This is a genomic window from Mesorhizobium sp. W016 (genome assembly GCF_054719485.1).
Genome location: NZ_JBTTIF010000002.1, coordinates 2,468,548 through 2,485,406 on the forward strand (window position 1 = coordinate 2,468,548; position 16,859 = coordinate 2,485,406).

Consider the following 16,859-nt stretch of genomic DNA (forward strand, 5'->3'; position numbering starts at 1 on the left):
CCATGCCCGATCTTCCAAAAAGGGCGCAAACAGAAACATCCTTCGTTGGGGCCTAAACCATGGATATCGTCGAAACACCTTCCAGAAATAGCGATGCGCTGATCGAGCTGACCGCCGATGTGGTGGCAGCCTATGTCAGCAACAATCCCGTGCCCGTCGGCGAACTGCCGAACCTTATCGCTGATGTCCATGCCGCTCTCGGGCGCGTGGGCGGAGCAAGCGAACAGCCTCCGGCCGACAAGCAGAAGCCTGCGGTAAACCCGAAGCGCTCTGTTCATGACGATTACATCGTCTGCCTTGAAGATGGCAAGAAGTTCAAGTCGCTGAAGCGCCACCTGATGACCCATTACGGTCTGACGCCCGATGAATACCGCGAGAAGTGGAATCTCGACGCCAGCTATCCGATGGTTGCCCCTAACTATGCCGCTGCCCGTTCGCAGCTGGCCAAGAAGATGGGCCTCGGCCGCAAGCGCAAGGGGCGGTAACACCGGCTCCAATGGACAAGATCAACGGCGCCCCTTACGGCGCCGTTTTGTTTCTAGAACAATTCCAGGAAAACTGCCGAGCGCTTTCTCTTGGGAATTGCGTCGAAAGAAGAGAAGATAGAGCAATCAAGCAGTCTGCTTGAGAGCCATCTCGGCGTCGCGCTTGATGCGCTTGACCATTGAGCGCAGGCCATTGGCCCGCTGCGGCGACAGATGTTCGTCGAGGCCAAGCGACCTCAGCGTCGCCTCGGCGTCCGTTTCAAGGATCTGGCTGGCAGTCCGTCCCGAAAACAGCGCCAGCATGATGGCGACCAGACCGCGTACGATATGAGCGTCTGAATCGCCTGTGAAGGTGATGACCGGATCGGCGCCCGGCGCTCGGCTCGTGGTCAGCCAGACCTGGCTGACGCAGCCCGGCACCTTGTTGGCGGCGTTGCGTTCGGCGTCGGGAAATGGCGGCAGCGCTTCGCCGAGCTCGATCACATAGCGATAGCGGTCTTCCCACTCGTCGAGCAGGGAGAAGTCGTCGCGGATCGTCTGGATCGTCGTGGCCATTGCTCGGGATATAGTCATCCGCGGCTGCGGCGTCACGGAAAAAGAAGAAAAGCACCGCAGGCATCGAGAGGTCCGACCGGCCTGCGGTGTCGCTGTAGATACCAGCTGAAACGGTGTTTAGTTCTTCGCCACCAGCTTGGCAGGTATGTTGACTGTCGCCGGCAGCACGATGTCCTCGGCGACGCTGCCGGTGGCCAGCGATGTATCGGGCGAGGTCTCGGCGCTCTTGTCGTCCAGCATGGCGGCGGCGATCTTGGCGGTTTCCTTGGCCCGGGCGCTGATCGTATGCATCGCCGACTTGCCGGTTTCGCAGACGTCCGGCTTGCGCTCGCAAATGCCGGCGATGTCGCCGACCGCTTCGCGCGCCGCAAAAAGCGCCTGGAACGGCCCGACGCTCTCGCGGCCATCCTCGTCGGGGCCGACGGTCAGCGGCAGCGCTAGCAACACCAGCGAAAACCAGAACGCCATTCTTATCAAAAAGCCCATCGATCTGCCCTCTCGTCCAATGACCGGATCATGCGTCCATGCGCAATGACCTCTTTATATCAGCCACAATGGCACATGAGGCGCAAAGGACGGCTTTCCTGCTCAGCGAAAATTTTCCTCAAATTTTAGGCAAATTCGAAGCGAGGCGTTTTGCAGTGCATTAGCCTCAAATGCCGGCGATTTTCTTAACCTTGCAGTAACCATCTAAGCGATTGTTGCGCATGGATATCTTCAGAAGAGCAGGCATGCCGGCTCAGGGTTTCGCAGCCACGGGCACGCCCTTTGCACATAACGCTCCGTTTACTATGGCCACAAATGGCGGTGCATTCCGGTGCCGGCGCTCCAATTTTTGCCGCAGCGCGCTCGTTGTTCGGGTCAGCCTTATTCATTCCTTAAACGCTGGATGCGAGTTTCAAACAAGCAAAAGCGACCTGCAAAGCAGGGGCAGTCACGACCGGGTGCGAGTGCGTTGAGTTTGACAACTGCCAGATATATTGAACTGCCTGGCGCGCTGGCGGCTGGTTGCGAACGCATGGTCCATCCGGCCATCATCGGCCAGGGCGATCGCCTGCGCCAGCGCCGGTTCATCGGCATCATGCTTGCCGCTCCGTTCTTCGCCGCCGGTGCGGCGGTGACACTGGTCACCTCGGGCATGGGCGCCGCCGTCACCGTCGCAACCATTTTCGCCGCCTTCGGTCTTTGCTGGTTCGCCGCCTTGCTGGTGGCGGCGTCAGGCAAGATGACGCTGGCAGCCCAGGTTGCCCTTGCCGCCGGCGGTCTTGCCCTTGCCGGCGCCGTCGCGGCAGCAGGCGGCCTGGCGTCGCCGGTTGCGCTGCTGTCTCTGGCACTGCCATTCGAGGCCTGGTGGATCGGCGGTTCAAAGCGCGCGGCACTTTGGGGCGGCCTCTCAGCCTTGGCCGCAATGCTGCTGCAGCCCTTTGTCGGCTCTGTCGTCCCGCTCGGCGGGGCGCAAGTCGCGGCGTGGCACTGGCTGCTGCCGCTCGCCTGGGGCCTGACGCTGGTTCCCCGGCTCGCAGCCCTCGGCGATGCCGCACGCGCGCAGCCCGCGCTCCTTCCAAACGACCGCCTTGAAGACATGATCGACGCCGTTGTCCTGCATGTCGCCCGGCATGGCGAGGTCCTGGATGCCTCGGCCAAGGCGCGCACCATCCTGAAGCTGCCGCCGGAACTGCTTTTCGGCGCCGGCCTGTTCGACCGCATCCACCTGTCCGATCGCGTCGCTTATCTCAGCGCGCTTGCCGACATGCGCGATGGCGCCCTGGCGCGCCGGCTCGATCTTCGGGTAAGGCTGCCGCAGGACGGCAGCGCCTCAACGGCCGACAATTACCGGCCATTTCAGCTCGAACTGATGCGCGCCGAAGAGCAGCAGGAGACCTTCACTCTGCTGCTGCGCGAGAACGACGAGACTGCCGAATTGCGCGACGAGCTTGCTGCCGCCAATGAGGCCGCAGCGTCGGCAGAGGTGGCGAAGGGCCGCTTCCTGGCGGTCGTCAGCCATGAGCTTCGGACGCCGCTCAACGCCATCATCGGTTTTTCCGACATGCTGCTGCATGAGATGTTCGGCGGCTTCAAGGACCCGCGCCAGAAGGAGTATGTCGGCCTGGTGAAGGAGTCGGGCCAGCATCTGCTTGCCGTCGTCACCTCCATCCTTGATGTCTCGAGGATCGAGGCCGGCGCCTACGCGACCGAGCCCGAACCGTTCCGCTTTATCGAAGCGGTCGAGATGTGCCAGTCGATGATGCAGCTACAGGCCAATGCCAAGAACATCGGTCTCCAGGCGCAGATTGCGCCGGATGCCGGCGAGATCAATGCGGACCGTCGTGCCGTGCAGCAGATCCTGATCAACCTGGTCTCCAATGCTGTCAAGTTCACGCCCGATGGCGGCGATGTCGTCGTCGGCGCCAAGCGGATCGGCTCGCGGCTGCATTTCTGGGTCAGGGACACCGGCATCGGCATCGCCGAGGAAGATTTTGTCAATCTCGGCAAGCCGTTCATGCAGATCCAGAACGACTATACGCGCCGCTTCGAGGGCACCGGGCTCGGCCTGTCGCTGGTCAAGGGCCTGGTGGCGCTGCACGACGGCACGATGTCGATCGAAAGCATGCCGGGCGAGGGGACGACGGTCACGATCAGCCTGCCGGTGAACGGGCCGAAGAGGAGCGCGACCGACAGGAACGGCGTGCTGCCGATGCCCGCGACCAGGACGAAAGGCGACGCGAAAGGGGACAGGAATGGCTCGCTCCGCAAAACAGCCTAAGGCGGTCAAGCGCCGCAGCGGCGCGTTCGAGGCCGGCGCGATTGCGCTCGGCGGCGCGATCTCGCGCAATCCGGTCCTGGTCGGCGGGTCGACCGCCTTCCTGGTGACGCTGTTCTACGTTTCCGCCAACGCGCTGTGGTACCAGCCGTTTCCGCATGCCGGCGCCTTCTTCGCCACCCGCAGCATCGAGGGTTTTCCGCACCCCGGCGCGGACGAACCCGAAACCACCATCAACATCCTGCGGCCCGGCCCGGCACCGGTCAAAAGCGACCCGACCGTCGAGCAGGTCCAGGGCATCCTGAAGGATCTCGATTTCTACACGGGAACGGTCGACGGCATTTCCGGGCCGAATACCCAAAAGGCGATCCAGGCCTACCAGCAGAAGGTTGGCCTGCCGGCCTCCGGCGAGATCGATGCTGTGCTGCTCGACCAGCTCGGCGCCAAGCAGACCACGGCTGGCATCCCGCATCCTGTGCCGAGGCCCGTGGATATGGCCGCTGCTCCCGTCGCCGCGCCCGAGGCCGCGCCTGCGCCCATCCCGGTTTCCGCGTCGGTATCCGCCCAGGCGCCCGATGCCCGCATCGTCAAGATCCAGGCCGGCCTGAAGGCATTCGGCAATGACGACATGCAGCTCGACGGCGTCGTCGGCGCCCGCACCAAGGCGGCGATCAAGGAATTCCAGTCGCTGTTCGGCCTGCCGGAAACGGGCGAGCCCGACGAGGTCGTCTACGTCAAGATGCGCGAGATCGGCCTGACCAATTGAGTGGTCAAGACGACCGCTCGCGGATAGCCGAAAATCCGGCTAAGACGCCGCATGTCCTCCGGAGCCTCGTCATGCGCGTAACCACCGAGTTTTGGGTGTCGGCCCTGCTGCGCCGTGTCTTCGGCGCAGGCGGCTTTGCGGCCGTCGTCAAGCGTGGCGCGACCGAGGCCGGCGCTGTCTTCGTGCTCTCGCGCGGCAGGCTGGGCGAGGTCTCCCTGTTCGGCCCGGCGCCGCAGACGAGCTACGATTCGGACAAACCGGATGATCGCTTTTTCACGCTGCTCGGCGCCGGCGACGATGCCGCCGTGCTTGACGCCAGGCTTGAGCAGGAGAAAAAATTCGATCCCGACATCTGGGTGGTCGAGATCGAGGCCGGAACGGTTTCCGTCGAGGAGCTTCTCTCCGTCAAGACGCCTTGAGGCTGGCCCCTAGGCTGGCTTTGTCGACGTCCGGCGCTTGGTCGCCATTCGCGGCGACAGGAGTGTTGCCGCGCACCGCTCGCGACAATGTTTCGGCCTTCCAGCCGCGTACCTTGTCGAGCGCCGCCTCGTGGTGCAGCAGCCGGTAGCGGTCGAGGAAGATGCGGATCGCCTGCGGGTGCGGAAACTCCCGGGGGTAAACCGCGACCACGATCAGAAATGCCCTGTCCTCGCTGAGGTCGAGCGCCCGCAGCGCGGCGAGCAACGAGACATAGCTCGAATGCTCGGTCAGCGACCGCGCCGTGGAGAAGTCGATGTCGAGCGCGTCGGCAAGCGCGGTCTGGAAGAAGGCGGCGTTGCCGGTCAGCGCCGTCTCGCGCAGCTTGCTGTAAGTTGCTAAGCCGACGAAGGGATTGACCGATGTCGCCTCGCCCTCGGCGAGCATCATCGAGCGCAGGCGGCGCCTGGCGGTTTCGGCGGCGCTGCCGGGCAGTTTTGGTGCGCTGGGAGCGGTGGCAGCGGCTTCGGCGTCGGCACCCGCCACGTCGGCGATCGGCTCGGGCTGCCGCACGCGCACCAGGGTCGGCTTTTCCAGCGCCTTGATCAACTGCGCGATGGTCGGGTTCAAATCCTTGCGGCGGGCAATGGCGCGCGCATGCGGCAGGCCGTGGCGGCCGATCAACGCGATCAGGTCGATGTCGCCCAGCGCCCGCGAACGGACGAGCAAGGGCGCGCAGACATCGACCGGCTCCTCGCAAAGCCGCCGCACCAGGGCGGCCGGCGCATATTCGCATTCGGACAGGGCAGCGGCGACATAGCGGCGCGATTCGACCGGCACGCTGTCGAACAGCGGCAGCGTCAGATCCTCGAGCTGGGCGATCTCGCGGCGCGACGGGCGGGTCAGCGAGCAGAACGCCGACACGGCGGCGCGAAACAGCCTTTCGGCTTTTCCCGATTCCGTCCGTATGGCGATTTGCCTGAAATCCGAAGCTGACACGGAAGATACGCCTGACACTCGACACAACCCGGACCATGCTCAACCGCAACTGTGTCGGTTTCGCGCTAGGCCTGGAACAAACATCAAATTAGCCGCGATCCGTTAGCGCTCCGTTAACCCTCTGCCGGCCTTAATCACATTTGGAGGCGTTGCGTTGTGCTCCGGGGCAACCGAGAGGAATACGCGAACCATGGGCATGGTACTGTCTTTCGTGCCGCGATCGGCACCAGTCAATCGAGCAGTTCAGGACACCGGTACGCCGGCGGCGGTGATCATTTTTCCCGGCGTCCGCTACGAGCATCCGCCATTGGCGGGCCAGGCGCGACCGGCGGACCAGCCGGGCACACCACGGACGCCTGTTCCGCACCACTGAATTTGCTGGTCGTCGGGGTGAGGTCAGTAGTCCTGCAGTTCGCAGGAGCTCTGGTCCAGGAACTGCGACACAACTGGCTTCCAGCTGTCGTCAGGCACGAAGGCGCGGATGACGAAGATGCCTTCCTCGATCGGCGCCTCGACGAAGATCGCCCCTTGCAGGTCTTCGGGAAGCTCCCTGCGCACGTCGATCATCTGTGCCGGCGTCAGCACCACGGTGTCCAGCTTGCTGCCGGTCGCCGTGCGGTCGTTGAATGAATAGAAATTGTGGCCGTTGCGGTCATAGACCGACACCGACCAGAACGGCACGCTGCCCGGCGCCTTGATCCGCACCACGCCTTCGGCAAGGTCGAAGCGGCAGGCGGCGGCGTAAAACAGCGGATCCACTGACTTCACCACCGGCGCGCCGCCCGCCTCGGCATCCAGCCTGGTCATCTTGTAGAGGTCGGACGCCATCGCCAGCCGTGACCAGGCATCGCGCTCGGTAAATTCCGGCACCAGCAAAAGCACCACGATGTGGACGATGCCGGCGCCGAGCAGGCCGAGCAGGATGGCGTGCAGCAACCTACGCATTGCAGCCAGCCTTGACGATCCGGGGCAGCGACACGTCGGAAAGGCCGGTGCTTGAGGCAATCGGCGTGTCGTAGAAGGTGAGCACGAAGTACATCCGGCCAAAACCTTCGGTCAGAAGCCAGTTGCCGGGGGCCGGACGGTTGCCGACGGCGATGATCACCGAATTGTCGGGCTGACGCAGCACCTGGTAGGATTGCAGCGCCGCCAGCCTCGGCTTGCCGGTGTCGACCACGCCGAGCGATTGATCCGCGGCATAGAGCGTCCAGAACCGGGCGGTCGGGAAACTGCCTTCGATCCTGTAGTCGCATTGCCGCTGAAGCTCATCGCCGGCCGCATCGCGTTCGGCGATGAAGGACAAGCCTTCCGCCTTGCCGAGCGCCAGCACGCCCTCGCGCGCCACGCGCGCCTTCGAATAGGGGTCGGCATCTTGCGTGCCGATCTCGGGGAAGGCGGTCCATTGGCCGATGCTGATCGCGCCGACGCCGCTCTGCGCCTGCAGCGCATACCAGACGCTGCCGCCGCCGAGGCCGATGGCTATGGCAAGCGAAAGCAGCGTGAAAAAGGCGGTCTTGAGCATGAAGAACCGGGACGAGAGAATTATCGTTCGGGGATATAGCGGGGCAGGCCACAGAGCAAGCAGCGCTGTGGAATCAAAGCGCCGACAGGGTCTCCGGTGTCTGCGGCGAGCCGAGCACGGGCGCGGCCTGGAACACCTTGGTCATCTCGCGCAGCGTCTGTGTCGTGCGGCTGGACAGCACCGCCGGGCGCTCGGCCGCGGCATCGGCGGCTGCCTGATCGGCGTTTTTCTTCTCCGCTTCCTCGGCTTTGGCCGCGATCTCTTCGTCGACGAAGGGCTTGTCGAGGCCGGGGATCGGCTTCAGGTCGATATTCTGGTGCGCGTAGACCATCAGCCGCTGCCACACCATCGCCGGCAGCGTGCCTCCGGTCATGTTGCGGGTCGGGGTGAAGTCGTCATTGCCGAGCCAGACGGCAGCGGTGTAATTGCCGGTGAAGCCGACGAACCAGGCGTCGCGGTAGGATTGCGTCGTCCCCGTCTTGCCGGCGACGACGATGTTGGGCAGCTGCGCGCGCCGCGCGGTGCCGATCGCCGGCACCGCAGCCAGCATGGTGTTCATGTATTTCAGAGCCTGTTCCGACAGAACCCGATGCGGCGCCGGCGCATCCTTGGCAAAGTCGTAGACGACATCGCCGGTGCGGGTGACGAGCTGGGTGATGCCGTGCCGCGAGCCGGCGAAGCCGTTCTGCGCGAACACGCTGTAGCCCGTCGCCTGGTCCATGACTGTCATGCCCGATGTGCCGAGCACCATGGTCTTGTGCGACTCCAGCGGCGATTCCACGCCGAATGATTCGGCCATCGCCTTGATCGGGCCGATGCCGAGATAGTCCTTGGCCAGCCGTACCGGCACGGTGTTGATCGATTTGGCGATCGCCGTGATCAGCGTCACATTGCCGGCCGAGCCGCCATTGTAATTGTGCGGTGACCAGCCGCCCCAGCTGATCGGCCCGCCTGAGACGACGGAGTCCGGGGTGAACCCGTGCTCCATGGCGGTGGCGTAGACGTAAGGTTTGAACGAGGAGCCGGTCTGGCGCAGCGCCTTGGTGGCGCGGTTGAACTGGCTTGCGCCATAGTCGCGGCCGCCGACAATGGCGCGCACCGCGCCATTGGTCTCGATCACAACAACGGCGCCCTCGGTGACGTTGTACTCCTTGCCGAACTGGCGCAGGTGAAATTCGACGGATTCTTCCGCCGCTTTCTGGATGTTGGCGTCGAAAGTGGTGTGGGCGACCAGCGAATGCTGGCCGGGCTTGGCGATTTTCTTGACCTCATCGAAGGCCCAGTCGAGGTAATAATCCGGGCTCTTCTGCTCGCCGCGGTCGACGATCTCGGCTGGATGCAGCCTTGCCTGCAGCACCTGGCCTTCGGTCATGAAACCGGAATCGACGAGGTTCGACAGCACCACATTGGCGCGAGCGCGGGCAGCGGGCAGGTTGATGTGCGGGGCGTATTTGGTCGGCGCCTTGAACAGGCCGGCCAGCATCGCCGCCTCGGCGAGGTTCAGATCCTTGACGCTCTTGCCGAAATAGAAATCCGCCGCCGCCTCGATGCCGAACGTGCCGCCGCCCATATAGGCGCGGTCGAGATAAAGCTGCAGGATCTCCTTCTTCGACAGATTGGCCTCCAGCCACAGCGACAGGAAGGCTTCCTTGATCTTGCGCTGGAAGGTACGCTCATTCGACAGGAACAGGTTCTTGGCCAGCTGCTGGGTGATGCTGGAGCCGCCCTGGACGACGGAATTAGCCCGCACATTCTCGAAGATGGCGCGCGACAGGCCGAGCACGTCGATGCCGTAGTGCTCGAAGAAGCGCCGGTCCTCGGTCGCCAGCACTGCTTTGATGACATGGTCCGGCATCTCGTCGACAGGCACGGAATCGCGCTGGATGATGCCGCGCTGGCCAATCTCGTTGCCGTAGCGGTCGAGGAAGGTGACGGCGAAATCGCCCTGACTGCGCCAGTCGCCAGTGGTGATCTGGAAGGCCGGCATCGCGAGTGCGAGCAGCACGACGACGCCGCCGGCGCCCATCGTAAAACCTTCGCTCAGCACCTCGATGATGCCGCGTCGCCAGCCGGTGACTCGGAAGCGCCGCGAAAAAATGGTCGCCGATTCCCAGAACTGGCCGGCCTTGAAGCCGATTTCGTAGAGCGAGGAATTGATCCACGCGTCCACCGCCAGCAGTGCGGCGGCGATCGGACCTCTTCGTCTTGGACGTCGTTCTAAAGGACTGGCCATTCCCGAAACTCACCCAACCCACCTGAGAACCGCAAGCGGGCAATTTCAGGGCGGGCATACCCGGCGAAGACTATTCTTCCATTTCAGCCCGGCTCACAAGGGCAGCCAGGCCACACCGCACGGTTTGTTGAGCGCCGCCCGGATCGTGACGCTGGAGGTCGACGCCGTCGATGCCGACGCCAGTGGCTTCGAGCCAGTCTGGCACAAGGGCCGGCGCGTCGGCTTCGTCGCCTCAGCCGGCTATGGCTACACAATAGGCAAAAGCGTCGCGCTGACGTTGCTGGGCGACGAATTCGCCGGGGAGGGGACCGCGCTTTGGGTGCACATTGTCGGCGTCGAGCGGCCGGCGCGAATTATTCCGGCCTCGCCATACGACCCCGAGGGCAGGCGATGCGGCAATGAGGAGTTTTGGCCATGGTCGATGACATTATAAGGGAGACCAGGCGCGAGCGCCGGCGCGGGCACACCGGTGAGGCCGGCAGCGGGTCAAGCCGCCACCCGAACTATCGCTCGCTCAAGAACCCGTTCCTGCCGCAGCCGGTGTTTTCGGACGACCGGGTCGCGGCCATCCACGACACGGCGTTGCGCGTGCTGGAAGAGCTCGGCATCAAGGTGCTGCTGCCGGAGGCGCGCACCATCTTCGCCCGCTCCGGCGCGATGGTCGACGAGGACAGCCAGATGGTGCGCATCGGCCGCGATATCGTCACCGCCGCACTGGCCTCGGCGCCAAAATCCATCCGGGCGCTGGCCGGCAATCGCAGCCGCGACCTCACGCTCGAACTCGGCTCGATGACGTTCCTCGCCGGGGCCGGGGCGCCCAACGTCACCGATCTCGAACGCGGACGGCGTCCGGGCACGCTCGCCGCTTTCGAAGAACTGACCAAGCTTGTTCAGAATTTCGACGTGCTGCATATGCTCGGCCCCTGGATCGAGCCTCAGGATGTCGACAACCGTTTGCGCCACTATGCCGTCAACCGTGCGCAACTGACCCTGTCGGACAAGTTTCCCTTCGTCTTCGCCCGTGGCACGCCGCAGGTCGAGGACGGGTTCGAGATGATCCGGTTGGCGCGCGGCCTCTCGCAGGATGAGTTCCTTGCCGGCGTCCATTGCTATACCGTCATCAACACCAATTCGCCGCGCCAGCTCGATATCCCGATGGCGCAGGGCATCATCGACTTCGCCAAGGCCGGCCAGGTGTCCATCATCACGCCCTTCTGCCTGGCCGGCGCCATGGCGCCGATCACCGTCGCCGGCGCATTGACGCTGCAGCATGCCGAGGCGCTGGCTGGCCTCGCGCTGGCGCAGATGGTGCGGCCGGGCGCACCGGTGGTTTACGGATCCTTCTCCTCCAATGTGGACATGAAGTCCGGCGCACCGGCCTTCGGCACGCCCGAGCACGTCAAGGCGACGCTGGGCGCCGGTCAGCTGGCCCGCTTCACCGGCCTGCCTTGGCGGTCCGGCGGCGGCAGTGCGGCCAACATTTCCGATGTGCAGGCGGCGCACGAGACGCAGTTCGCGCTGTGGGGCTCGGTGCTTGCCGGCGCCACCGTCTGCATCCATGCCGCGGGCTGGCTGGAGGGTGGCCTCAGCGTCTCCTACGAGAAGCTGATCACCGATATCGAGGCATTGCAGACGGTTGCCGAACTCTGTGCTACGACCCCCGGCGACAAGGATTCGATCGGCTTCGAGGCGATCGCCGAAGTCCAGCCGGGCGGGCATTTCTTCTCCGCCGGCCACACCATGACGCGCTACCGCACCGCCTTCTACGAGCCGCTGGTCGCCGACTGGTCGAATTTCGGCAGCTGGACGCAGTCCGGTTCGAAGTCGGCCACCGAGCGCGCCACCGGCATCTGGAAGCGGACGCTGGCCGACTTCCAGCCGCCGGCGTCGGCCGTTGCCACATCCGATGTGCTCGACGAGTTCATTGCCCGCCGCACCGAAGAGGGCGGAGCGTTGCCGATGTCGTGAGGTTGGCAGCCGTCACATCGGCCGCTTGTCGCCGGTCTTCGACGGCTCGCGGCGAATCGGCCCGGCATCGGCCTGCCTGTGCTTGTCGGCGGCAATCCGGCGGATGCGATCGAAGCGGCTCTCCTCCGCCGGCTTGGTCGCGGATACAGCGTTTGGCTTCGGGGCAAATGTGATCATCTGTCGATCTCCCTGTCGTTGCTGACTGGTCTTGACTGACTGACGGAAATTCCTGGCTCGCCGGGGAAATGTCCCCGGCAGCCTGTTCTGATTTATGCCCGCCCAGATTCCCAGGCGGGCAATTTTCGGGCGATGGTCAGTAGCCGCCCATGCCGCCACCGCCGCCCGCAGGCGCCGCATCCTTGGCCGGAACGTCGGTGATCATCGCTTCGGCGGTGATCAGAAGCGCTGCAATCGAGCCGGCATCCTGCAGTGCGGTGCGCACCACTTTCGCCGGATCGACGATGCCCGCCTTGATCATGTCGACATAGACCTCGTTCTGGGCATCAAAGCCCTGGTTGTGGTCCTTGCTGTCGGACAGCCTGCCGACGACGATCGAGCCTTCGACACCGGAATTCTCGGCGATCTGGCGGATCGGCGCTTCGAGTGCCCTGAGCACGATCGAAATGCCTGCCGTCACATCGTCATTGGCGCCAGTCAGCCCGGCCAGCGCCGATCTGGCGCGCAGAAGCGCCACGCCACCGCCGGGCACGATGCCTTCTTCCACCGCCGCGCGCGTCGCATTCAGCGCGTCGTCGATGCGGTCCTTCTTTTCCTTCACTTCAGACTCGGTGACGCCGCCGACGCGGATCACGGCGACGCCGCCGGCGAGCTTGGCCAGCCGCTCCTGCAGCTTCTCCTTATCGTAATCGGACGTGGTCTCCTCGATCTGGCCCTTGATCTGCGCGATGCGCGCCTGGATGGTCGCCTTGGTGCCGGCGCCGTCGATGATCGTGGTGGTGTCCTTCTCGATCAGTACGCGCTTGGCGCGGCCAAGCATCTCGATGGTGACGTTTTCGAGCTTGATGCCGAGATCCTCGGAAATCATCTGGCCCGATGTCAGCACGGCGATGTCTTCCAGCATCGCCTTGCGGCGATCGCCGAAGCCCGGCGCCTTGACGGCCGCGACCTTGAGGCCGCCGCGCAGCTTGTTGACGACCAGCGTCGCCAGTGCTTCGCCTTCGACGTCTTCCGAGATGATCAGCAACGGCCTGCCGCTCTGCACCACTGCTTCGAGGATCGGCAGCATCGCCTGCAGATTGCCGAGCTTCTTCTCGTGGATGAGCACGTAAGGCTCTTCCAGTTCGACGCGCATCTTGTCGGCATTGGTGACGAAATAGGGTGAGAGATAGCCGCGGTCGAACTGCATGCCTTCGACGACGTCGAGTTCGGTGTCGGCGGTCTTGGCCTCCTCGACGGTGATGACGCCGTCATTGCCGACCTTGTCCATCGCCTTGGCGATCATGGCGCCGACGCTGGCATCGCCATTGGCGGCGATGGTGCCGACCTGCGCGATCTCGGCCGACGACTTGACCTTCTTGGCCTTCGCCTTGATGTCCTTGACCACGGCGGCGACAGCCTGGTCGATGCCACGCTTGAGGTCCATCGGGTTCATGCCCGCGGCAACCAGCTTGGCGCCTTCGCGCAGGATCGATGCGGCCAGCACCGTGGCGGTGGTGGTGCCGTCACCGGCGAGGTCGTTGGTCTTCGAAGCCACTTCGCGCACCATCTGCGCGCCCATGTTCTCGAACTTGTCAGCAAGCTCGATTTCCTTGGCCACCGTCACACCGTCCTTGGTGATGCGCGGCGCGCCATAGGCCTTGTCGATGATGACGTTGCGGCCCTTGGGGCCGAGCGTGACCTTCACCGCATTGGTGAGGATCTCGACGCCGCGCAGCATGCGGTCGCGCGCGTCGGTGGCGAATTTGATTTCCTTGGCAGACATTTTTTCAATCCCGTTGGTGTGGTGAAGCAAGCGGCTCGCCGGAGCCTGGCAAAGCCAGGCCGGTCAGGCAGCCTTCTTGGCTTTGACGCTCTTCTCGGTGACGACCGTCCCGCTCTTGCCGATAGCGGCCGTCTCGCTCTTGTCGATGACGCCCATAATGTCGGCTTCCTTCATGATCAGCAGGTCCTCGCCGTCGATCTTGACCTCGGTGCCCGACCATTTGCCGAACAGGATGAAGTCGCCGGCCTTGACGTCGAGCGGAACAAGCGCGCCGTTTTCGTCGCGTGCGCCCGGCCCAACGGCGATGACTTCGCCTTCCTGCGGCTTTTCCTTGGCATTGTCGGGAATGATGATGCCGCCCTTGGATTTGACATCGCCTTCGGCGCGCCGGATGACGACGCGGTCGTGGAGTGGCCGAAACTTCATGAGAACTTCTTTCTGGGGCCGGCATAGGCGACCGCGCCGTTCTTATAGACGCGTTGGCACTCGATAGATAGGAGTGCCAAAAATTATTCGTGGCCAAAATTAAATATTAAAAAGTATTATGATGTCTGCCGGGTTCGAACCGTCGCGAGGCGCCTAGATATTTTCGAAAAATTGAATTTCGAGGCCAAAGCGACTATTTATATCGTAAGTTCGATTTCACCATTTCAGGCACGAGGAGATTTAGGCGATGGCCGAAGGCAATCAGAGCATCATGGAAAAAGCTGAAGCCCGCTTCATGGACAAGCAGAAGAAGACGGCCGAGCGCAACAAGGCAACCTCCGACTACATGTCCGAAGCGAGGGCCAGGGAGATCAAGACGGCAAGGCTCAGGGAATTGCGCCTGGCCAAGGAAGAGGCCGACCGCGTCGCGGAAGCCTTGAACCCGACACCGAAGAAGAAGCGGGCTACCGTCAAGAAAGCCGCCGCCGCGCCGAAGGGGGGCACGTCATGAGCCTGACATTCCCCAATCCAAGCCGCTTCTATGACGAGGCCGGCAAGCGCATCCGCTTTGTCGGCCATGACGGCATGTTCCAGATTTCCTTCTCTGTCGCCGCCGATGCCCTCTCGAAGGCGCCATCAGGGACGGCGACCGCGGAAGCCACCTATCTGGCGGCTTTCGACACCGCGTCCAGCTCCATCCATGACATTGCCAGCAAGGCCTACGCCCGCACCCGCAAGAGCATTTATGTGCTCACAGCCGCAGATTTCGGCTAGCGCGCGTTCGTCTTGCATCAGAGCGGCTGAGATCAGCGTGCGTCAGGACTTGCGGTCGGCTTTTGCCCGCCGCTTGACGTCCCGGCTGTTCAGGCGGTCGGCCATCGCTTCCGCATCGCGCAAATTCATGGCCACCATTACCTGTTGCTTAAGCTCGACAGGCTGGCCGGTGAAGATGTCGAAGATAGTCCAGCTCTCGGGCTCGTCCATGCGCAACGCGTAGCGGTTTGCCATATCGGCATCAGGCCCTTGACATGAAAAATGCCGCCGCCAGGATCAGGATTGTCCAGGCCACCACCGACAGCTTCAAGGCCAGGCCGCCATGCATTGAAAGTATCTCGCGCATGCGCAGGGCCACGGTCCTCTTCGACAGGGCGGGTGCTGCCGCAATCGCGACCGGGGGCTTGACGCCAAGCTTTCCAAAAGCCGGCAGCAGCGGTGGCGTTCGCATGAAATGACCTCGAATTGCCGGAGAAAACAGGGCTCCTCATAACACCCTTCTTGAAACTCCCCGCATGCCAAATAGAACCCGGTCCGTGAAAGGGCCATGCCGCCCGATTCGCCGCCTTCCATCAGGCGGATCGTCATCTGGCGAAATCCGTGCAACGCGGTTAGGTTGCGCGCGAAACTGAGGTTGTTCAAAGCGTGACAGGCGAACGGAGACGACAATGACGGCGCCCGGCGATTTGCTGCAAGCCTTGTTCATGAGATTGAAGAGCGATGCCTCGCTGACGGCGCTGCTCGGCGGCGCCGGGTTGCGCGAGCAGGCGGCCGACAGTGCCGCCTTCCCTTATGTGACCTATGGCAGGACCAGCGCATTCGATCTGGACACCGGCGCCGACAATGATGACGACCAGCTCATCACGCTGCATGTCTGGTCGAAGGCGCAAGGCGAGGCCGAGACGCGTCTGATTATGGACAGCATCCGGGCGCGCCTTGACGGCGCCGCTTTCGCCACCGGCTCGCGCGACCAGACCCGCCTGTCGCTGGAGTTCGCCGAGGCCCGCTACGACGAGGACCTGGCGCTCTACCACGGGGTGCTGCGGATACGCGCTCTCACCGAACAAAGTGATTGAAGCAACCTAGATCTGCGCCTGGATCTCGGCCTTGTCGATGACTGACCACACCTCGCGGATGCGACCCTCTCCGAATTCGTAGAAAACATTCTCAGCGAACGACACGCGCTTGCCGTTCACCGGCAGGCCGAACAGCACGCCCTTGGGATGACAGTCGAAATGCAGGCGCGCCGCCACGCGCGGCGGCTGGCAGACCAGCAGTTCGATGTTGAAGCGGAGGTCGGGAATCGCCTCGAAATCGCCTTCGAGCATACGGCGATAACCCGACAGGCCCAGCATTTCGCCATTGTGCTGCACCTCGTCGCCGACAAAGTCTCCAAGTTTCGCCCAGTCCTGGGCATTCAGGCAAGCGATATAGCCCCGGTAAAGGTCGGCAAGGTGTTTATCCGTCATGGCGCACTCCGATGATTTGACGTTTTCCCGCGCTATTTAGGGCGGCCCCAGAATGGTCTCGCCTTGACCTGTTCCCAATCTGGCTGCGAATTGAGAACCTGCGCGCAAACACCATAGCCGCGCAGCCGGTTTTCCGGTTATGAATCCATTGCCCGGTCTGAGGGACTGGGCGGTAGGATCGCATTCCGTTGCGCGCGCAGGGGGTATTGCGGGGATGGATTTTCACCCGTTCACCGTTCATTTCACGTTCAGCACAGTTGCGTTACAACGCCGACCATGAAAACGCTTCGCTCTCATGTCAGAACCGCGATACTGGCGCTCACAGCGGCCGGCCTGTTGGCGTCGCAAGCGACGCCGGCAGCCGCGGCGGATTGCTACGCGATCGGCCAGCAGGTTGCCGAGCAGAATGGCGGCACGCTGGCCAAGGCTTCGCAGACGACGCGTGGCGGCCAGGAGGTCTGCGTCATCGTCGTGCTTGTGCCGGGCAAGGACGGCCAGCGTCCGCGCCGCTCCGAGATCGTCGTCCCGGCGAACTGATCCAA

General features: G+C 63.5%; 22 protein-coding genes. 10 read left to right on the forward strand and 12 right to left on the reverse strand.

Going from position 1 to position 16,859, the window contains the following annotated elements; all coding sequences use genetic code 11:
• Positions 1–59 precede the first annotated feature (59 nt).
• Positions 60–485 (forward strand): Ros/MucR family transcriptional regulator, encoded by a 426-nt coding sequence (locus ACYG9V_RS12205; protein ID WP_023673680.1) that lies wholly within the window; start codon positions 60–62, stop codon positions 483–485.
• Between the two features lie 126 nt (positions 486–611).
• On the opposite strand, the gene ACYG9V_RS12210 is transcribed toward ACYG9V_RS12205, so the two are convergent.
• Positions 612–1,040: a SufE family protein gene (locus ACYG9V_RS12210; protein ID WP_023684547.1), complete on the reverse strand. Its 429-nt coding sequence runs from the start codon at positions 1,038–1,040 to the stop codon at positions 612–614.
• A 117-nt stretch (positions 1,041–1,157) separates the two neighbouring features.
• Positions 1,158–1,526: a DUF5330 domain-containing protein gene (locus ACYG9V_RS12215; RefSeq protein WP_023732038.1), complete on the reverse strand. Its 369-nt coding sequence runs from the start codon at positions 1,524–1,526 to the stop codon at positions 1,158–1,160.
• Between the two features lie 532 nt (positions 1,527–2,058).
• Here ACYG9V_RS12215 and ACYG9V_RS12220 point away from each other — a divergent pair.
• From ACYG9V_RS12220 to ACYG9V_RS12230, 3 genes are all read left to right on the forward strand, one after another.
• Positions 2,059–3,804 carry a sensor histidine kinase gene (locus tag ACYG9V_RS12220; protein ID WP_352763001.1) on the forward strand — a complete coding sequence of 582 codons (1,746 nt, stop codon included), beginning with the start codon at positions 2,059–2,061 and terminating at the stop codon, positions 3,802–3,804.
• Positions 3,779–4,567 (forward strand): peptidoglycan-binding domain-containing protein, encoded by a 789-nt coding sequence (locus tag ACYG9V_RS12225; protein ID WP_023705444.1) that lies wholly within the window; start codon positions 3,779–3,781, stop codon positions 4,565–4,567. The genes ACYG9V_RS12220 and ACYG9V_RS12225 overlap by 26 nt, the downstream gene beginning before the upstream one ends.
• A gap of 71 nt (positions 4,568–4,638) precedes the next feature.
• Entirely contained in the window at positions 4,639–4,986 is a 348-nt protein-coding gene (locus ACYG9V_RS12230; RefSeq protein ID WP_352497118.1) for a DUF1491 family protein, read from the forward strand.
• Here the strand turns inward: ACYG9V_RS12230 and ACYG9V_RS12235 are convergent.
• The 4 genes from ACYG9V_RS12235 to ACYG9V_RS12250 form a co-directional block, all read right to left on the reverse strand.
• Complete coding sequence (locus tag ACYG9V_RS12235) at positions 4,973–5,983, reverse strand: hypothetical protein (RefSeq protein WP_352762999.1); 1,011 nt, start codon at positions 5,981–5,983, stop codon at positions 4,973–4,975. The two genes, ACYG9V_RS12230 and ACYG9V_RS12235, sit on opposite strands and share 14 nt — an antisense overlap.
• Positions 5,984–6,379: 396 nt before the next feature.
• Positions 6,380–6,928 carry a DUF1254 domain-containing protein gene (locus tag ACYG9V_RS12240; RefSeq protein ID WP_023687234.1) on the reverse strand — a complete coding sequence of 183 codons (549 nt, stop codon included), beginning with the start codon at positions 6,926–6,928 and terminating at the stop codon, positions 6,380–6,382.
• Positions 6,921–7,505, reverse strand: a complete 585-nt coding sequence (locus ACYG9V_RS12245; RefSeq protein WP_023670163.1) for a DUF1214 domain-containing protein — start codon at positions 7,503–7,505, stop codon at positions 6,921–6,923. The genes ACYG9V_RS12240 and ACYG9V_RS12245 overlap by 8 nt, the downstream gene beginning before the upstream one ends.
• A gap of 73 nt (positions 7,506–7,578) precedes the next feature.
• On the reverse strand, positions 7,579–9,738 hold the full coding sequence (locus tag ACYG9V_RS12250; RefSeq protein ID WP_460221951.1) for a transglycosylase domain-containing protein: 2,160 nt from the start codon (positions 9,736–9,738) through the stop codon (positions 7,579–7,581).
• Positions 9,739–9,865: 127 nt separating this feature from the next.
• Between ACYG9V_RS12250 and ACYG9V_RS12255 the strand changes: the two genes are divergently transcribed.
• A complete protein-coding gene (locus ACYG9V_RS12255; protein WP_023727644.1) occupies positions 9,866–10,171 on the forward strand; it encodes a glycine cleavage T C-terminal barrel domain-containing protein in 306 nt (101 codons plus the stop codon).
• On the forward strand, positions 10,153–11,706 hold the full coding sequence (locus ACYG9V_RS12260; protein ID WP_352762997.1) for a trimethylamine methyltransferase family protein: 1,554 nt from the start codon (positions 10,153–10,155) through the stop codon (positions 11,704–11,706). The genes ACYG9V_RS12255 and ACYG9V_RS12260 overlap by 19 nt, the downstream gene beginning before the upstream one ends.
• Before the next feature lie 12 nt (positions 11,707–11,718).
• Here ACYG9V_RS12260 and ACYG9V_RS12265 read toward each other — a convergent pair whose 3' ends face one another.
• The 3 genes from ACYG9V_RS12265 to ACYG9V_RS12275 all read right to left on the reverse strand — a co-directional run bounded on the left by ACYG9V_RS12265 (position 11,719) and on the right by ACYG9V_RS12275 (position 14,074).
• On the reverse strand, positions 11,719–11,883 hold the full coding sequence (locus ACYG9V_RS12265; RefSeq protein WP_023705441.1) for a hypothetical protein: 165 nt from the start codon (positions 11,881–11,883) through the stop codon (positions 11,719–11,721).
• A gap of 136 nt (positions 11,884–12,019) precedes the next feature.
• Positions 12,020–13,648 (reverse strand): chaperonin GroEL, encoded by a 1,629-nt coding sequence (gene groL / locus ACYG9V_RS12270; RefSeq protein ID WP_023684537.1) that lies wholly within the window; start codon positions 13,646–13,648, stop codon positions 12,020–12,022.
• 63 nt (positions 13,649–13,711) lie between these two features.
• The gene (locus ACYG9V_RS12275; protein WP_023698577.1) at positions 13,712–14,074 is read right to left on the reverse strand and encodes a co-chaperone GroES; all 363 of its coding nucleotides are present in this window, start codon (positions 14,072–14,074) and stop codon (positions 13,712–13,714) included.
• Between the two features lie 247 nt (positions 14,075–14,321).
• Between ACYG9V_RS12275 and ACYG9V_RS12280 the strand changes: the two genes are divergently transcribed.
• Both ACYG9V_RS12280 and ACYG9V_RS12285 read left to right on the forward strand, forming a co-directional pair.
• Positions 14,322–14,585, forward strand: coding sequence for a hypothetical protein (locus tag ACYG9V_RS12280; protein WP_023670169.1), 264 nt, complete (start codon positions 14,322–14,324; stop codon positions 14,583–14,585).
• Positions 14,582–14,848 carry a DUF1488 family protein gene (locus ACYG9V_RS12285; RefSeq protein WP_023670170.1) on the forward strand — a complete coding sequence of 89 codons (267 nt, stop codon included), beginning with the start codon at positions 14,582–14,584 and terminating at the stop codon, positions 14,846–14,848. Before ACYG9V_RS12280 ends, ACYG9V_RS12285 begins: the two co-directional genes overlap by 4 nt.
• A gap of 42 nt (positions 14,849–14,890) precedes the next feature.
• On the opposite strand, the gene ACYG9V_RS12290 is transcribed toward ACYG9V_RS12285, so the two are convergent.
• Both ACYG9V_RS12290 and ACYG9V_RS12295 read right to left on the reverse strand, forming a co-directional pair.
• Positions 14,891–15,082, reverse strand: coding sequence for a hypothetical protein (locus ACYG9V_RS12290; RefSeq protein WP_023670171.1), 192 nt, complete (start codon positions 15,080–15,082; stop codon positions 14,891–14,893).
• 7 nt (positions 15,083–15,089) lie between these two features.
• Entirely contained in the window at positions 15,090–15,299 is a 210-nt protein-coding gene (locus ACYG9V_RS12295; RefSeq protein ID WP_023670172.1) for a hypothetical protein, read from the reverse strand.
• Between the two features lie 217 nt (positions 15,300–15,516).
• Here ACYG9V_RS12295 and ACYG9V_RS12300 point away from each other — a divergent pair, with 217 nt between their 5' ends.
• A complete protein-coding gene (locus tag ACYG9V_RS12300) occupies positions 15,517–15,924 on the forward strand; it encodes a DUF3168 domain-containing protein (protein ID WP_023670173.1) in 408 nt (135 codons plus the stop codon).
• A gap of 6 nt (positions 15,925–15,930) precedes the next feature.
• On the opposite strand, the gene ACYG9V_RS12305 is transcribed toward ACYG9V_RS12300, so the two are convergent.
• Positions 15,931–16,317 carry an ester cyclase gene (locus ACYG9V_RS12305; RefSeq protein ID WP_023732030.1) on the reverse strand — a complete coding sequence of 129 codons (387 nt, stop codon included), beginning with the start codon at positions 16,315–16,317 and terminating at the stop codon, positions 15,931–15,933.
• Between the two features lie 276 nt (positions 16,318–16,593).
• On the opposite strand from ACYG9V_RS12305, the gene ACYG9V_RS12310 reads away from it, so the two are divergent.
• Positions 16,594–16,854 (forward strand): hypothetical protein, encoded by a 261-nt coding sequence (locus ACYG9V_RS12310; protein WP_023670174.1) that lies wholly within the window; start codon positions 16,594–16,596, stop codon positions 16,852–16,854.
• The last annotated feature ends 5 nt before the right edge of the window (positions 16,855–16,859 follow it).

What these genes read in the sequence shown, in the direction of transcription:
- ACYG9V_RS12205 (WP_023673680.1), top strand. Translation starts at nt 60, where the DNA reads ATGGATATCGTCGAAACACCTTCCAGAAATAGCGATGCGCTGATCGAG.
- ACYG9V_RS12210 (WP_023684547.1), bottom strand. Translation starts at nt 1,040, where the DNA reads ATGGCCACGACGATCCAGACGATCCGCGACGACTTCTCCCTGCTCGAC.
- ACYG9V_RS12215 (WP_023732038.1), bottom strand. Translation starts at nt 1,526, where the DNA reads ATGGGCTTTTTGATAAGAATGGCGTTCTGGTTTTCGCTGGTGTTGCTA.
- ACYG9V_RS12220 (WP_352763001.1), top strand. Translation starts at nt 2,059, where the DNA reads ATGGTCCATCCGGCCATCATCGGCCAGGGCGATCGCCTGCGCCAGCGC.
- ACYG9V_RS12225 (WP_023705444.1), top strand. Translation starts at nt 3,779, where the DNA reads ATGGCTCGCTCCGCAAAACAGCCTAAGGCGGTCAAGCGCCGCAGCGGC.
- ACYG9V_RS12230 (WP_352497118.1), top strand. Translation starts at nt 4,639, where the DNA reads ATGCGCGTAACCACCGAGTTTTGGGTGTCGGCCCTGCTGCGCCGTGTC.
- ACYG9V_RS12240 (WP_023687234.1), bottom strand. Translation starts at nt 6,928, where the DNA reads ATGCGTAGGTTGCTGCACGCCATCCTGCTCGGCCTGCTCGGCGCCGGC.
- ACYG9V_RS12245 (WP_023670163.1), bottom strand. Translation starts at nt 7,505, where the DNA reads ATGCTCAAGACCGCCTTTTTCACGCTGCTTTCGCTTGCCATAGCCATC.
- ACYG9V_RS12250 (WP_460221951.1), bottom strand. Translation starts at nt 9,738, where the DNA reads ATGGCCAGTCCTTTAGAACGACGTCCAAGACGAAGAGGTCCGATCGCC.
- ACYG9V_RS12260 (WP_352762997.1), top strand. Translation starts at nt 10,153, where the DNA reads ATGGTCGATGACATTATAAGGGAGACCAGGCGCGAGCGCCGGCGCGGG.
- ACYG9V_RS12265 (WP_023705441.1), bottom strand. Translation starts at nt 11,883, where the DNA reads ATGATCACATTTGCCCCGAAGCCAAACGCTGTATCCGCGACCAAGCCG.
- groL (WP_023684537.1), bottom strand. Translation starts at nt 13,648, where the DNA reads ATGTCTGCCAAGGAAATCAAATTCGCCACCGACGCGCGCGACCGCATG.
- ACYG9V_RS12275 (WP_023698577.1), bottom strand. Translation starts at nt 14,074, where the DNA reads ATGAAGTTTCGGCCACTCCACGACCGCGTCGTCATCCGGCGCGCCGAA.
- ACYG9V_RS12280 (WP_023670169.1), top strand. Translation starts at nt 14,322, where the DNA reads ATGGCCGAAGGCAATCAGAGCATCATGGAAAAAGCTGAAGCCCGCTTC.
- ACYG9V_RS12285 (WP_023670170.1), top strand. Translation starts at nt 14,582, where the DNA reads ATGAGCCTGACATTCCCCAATCCAAGCCGCTTCTATGACGAGGCCGGC.
- ACYG9V_RS12290 (WP_023670171.1), bottom strand. Translation starts at nt 15,082, where the DNA reads ATGGCAAACCGCTACGCGTTGCGCATGGACGAGCCCGAGAGCTGGACT.
- ACYG9V_RS12295 (WP_023670172.1), bottom strand. Translation starts at nt 15,299, where the DNA reads ATGCGAACGCCACCGCTGCTGCCGGCTTTTGGAAAGCTTGGCGTCAAG.
- ACYG9V_RS12300 (WP_023670173.1), top strand. Translation starts at nt 15,517, where the DNA reads ATGACGGCGCCCGGCGATTTGCTGCAAGCCTTGTTCATGAGATTGAAG.
- ACYG9V_RS12305 (WP_023732030.1), bottom strand. Translation starts at nt 16,317, where the DNA reads ATGACGGATAAACACCTTGCCGACCTTTACCGGGGCTATATCGCTTGC.
- ACYG9V_RS12310 (WP_023670174.1), top strand. Translation starts at nt 16,594, where the DNA reads ATGAAAACGCTTCGCTCTCATGTCAGAACCGCGATACTGGCGCTCACA.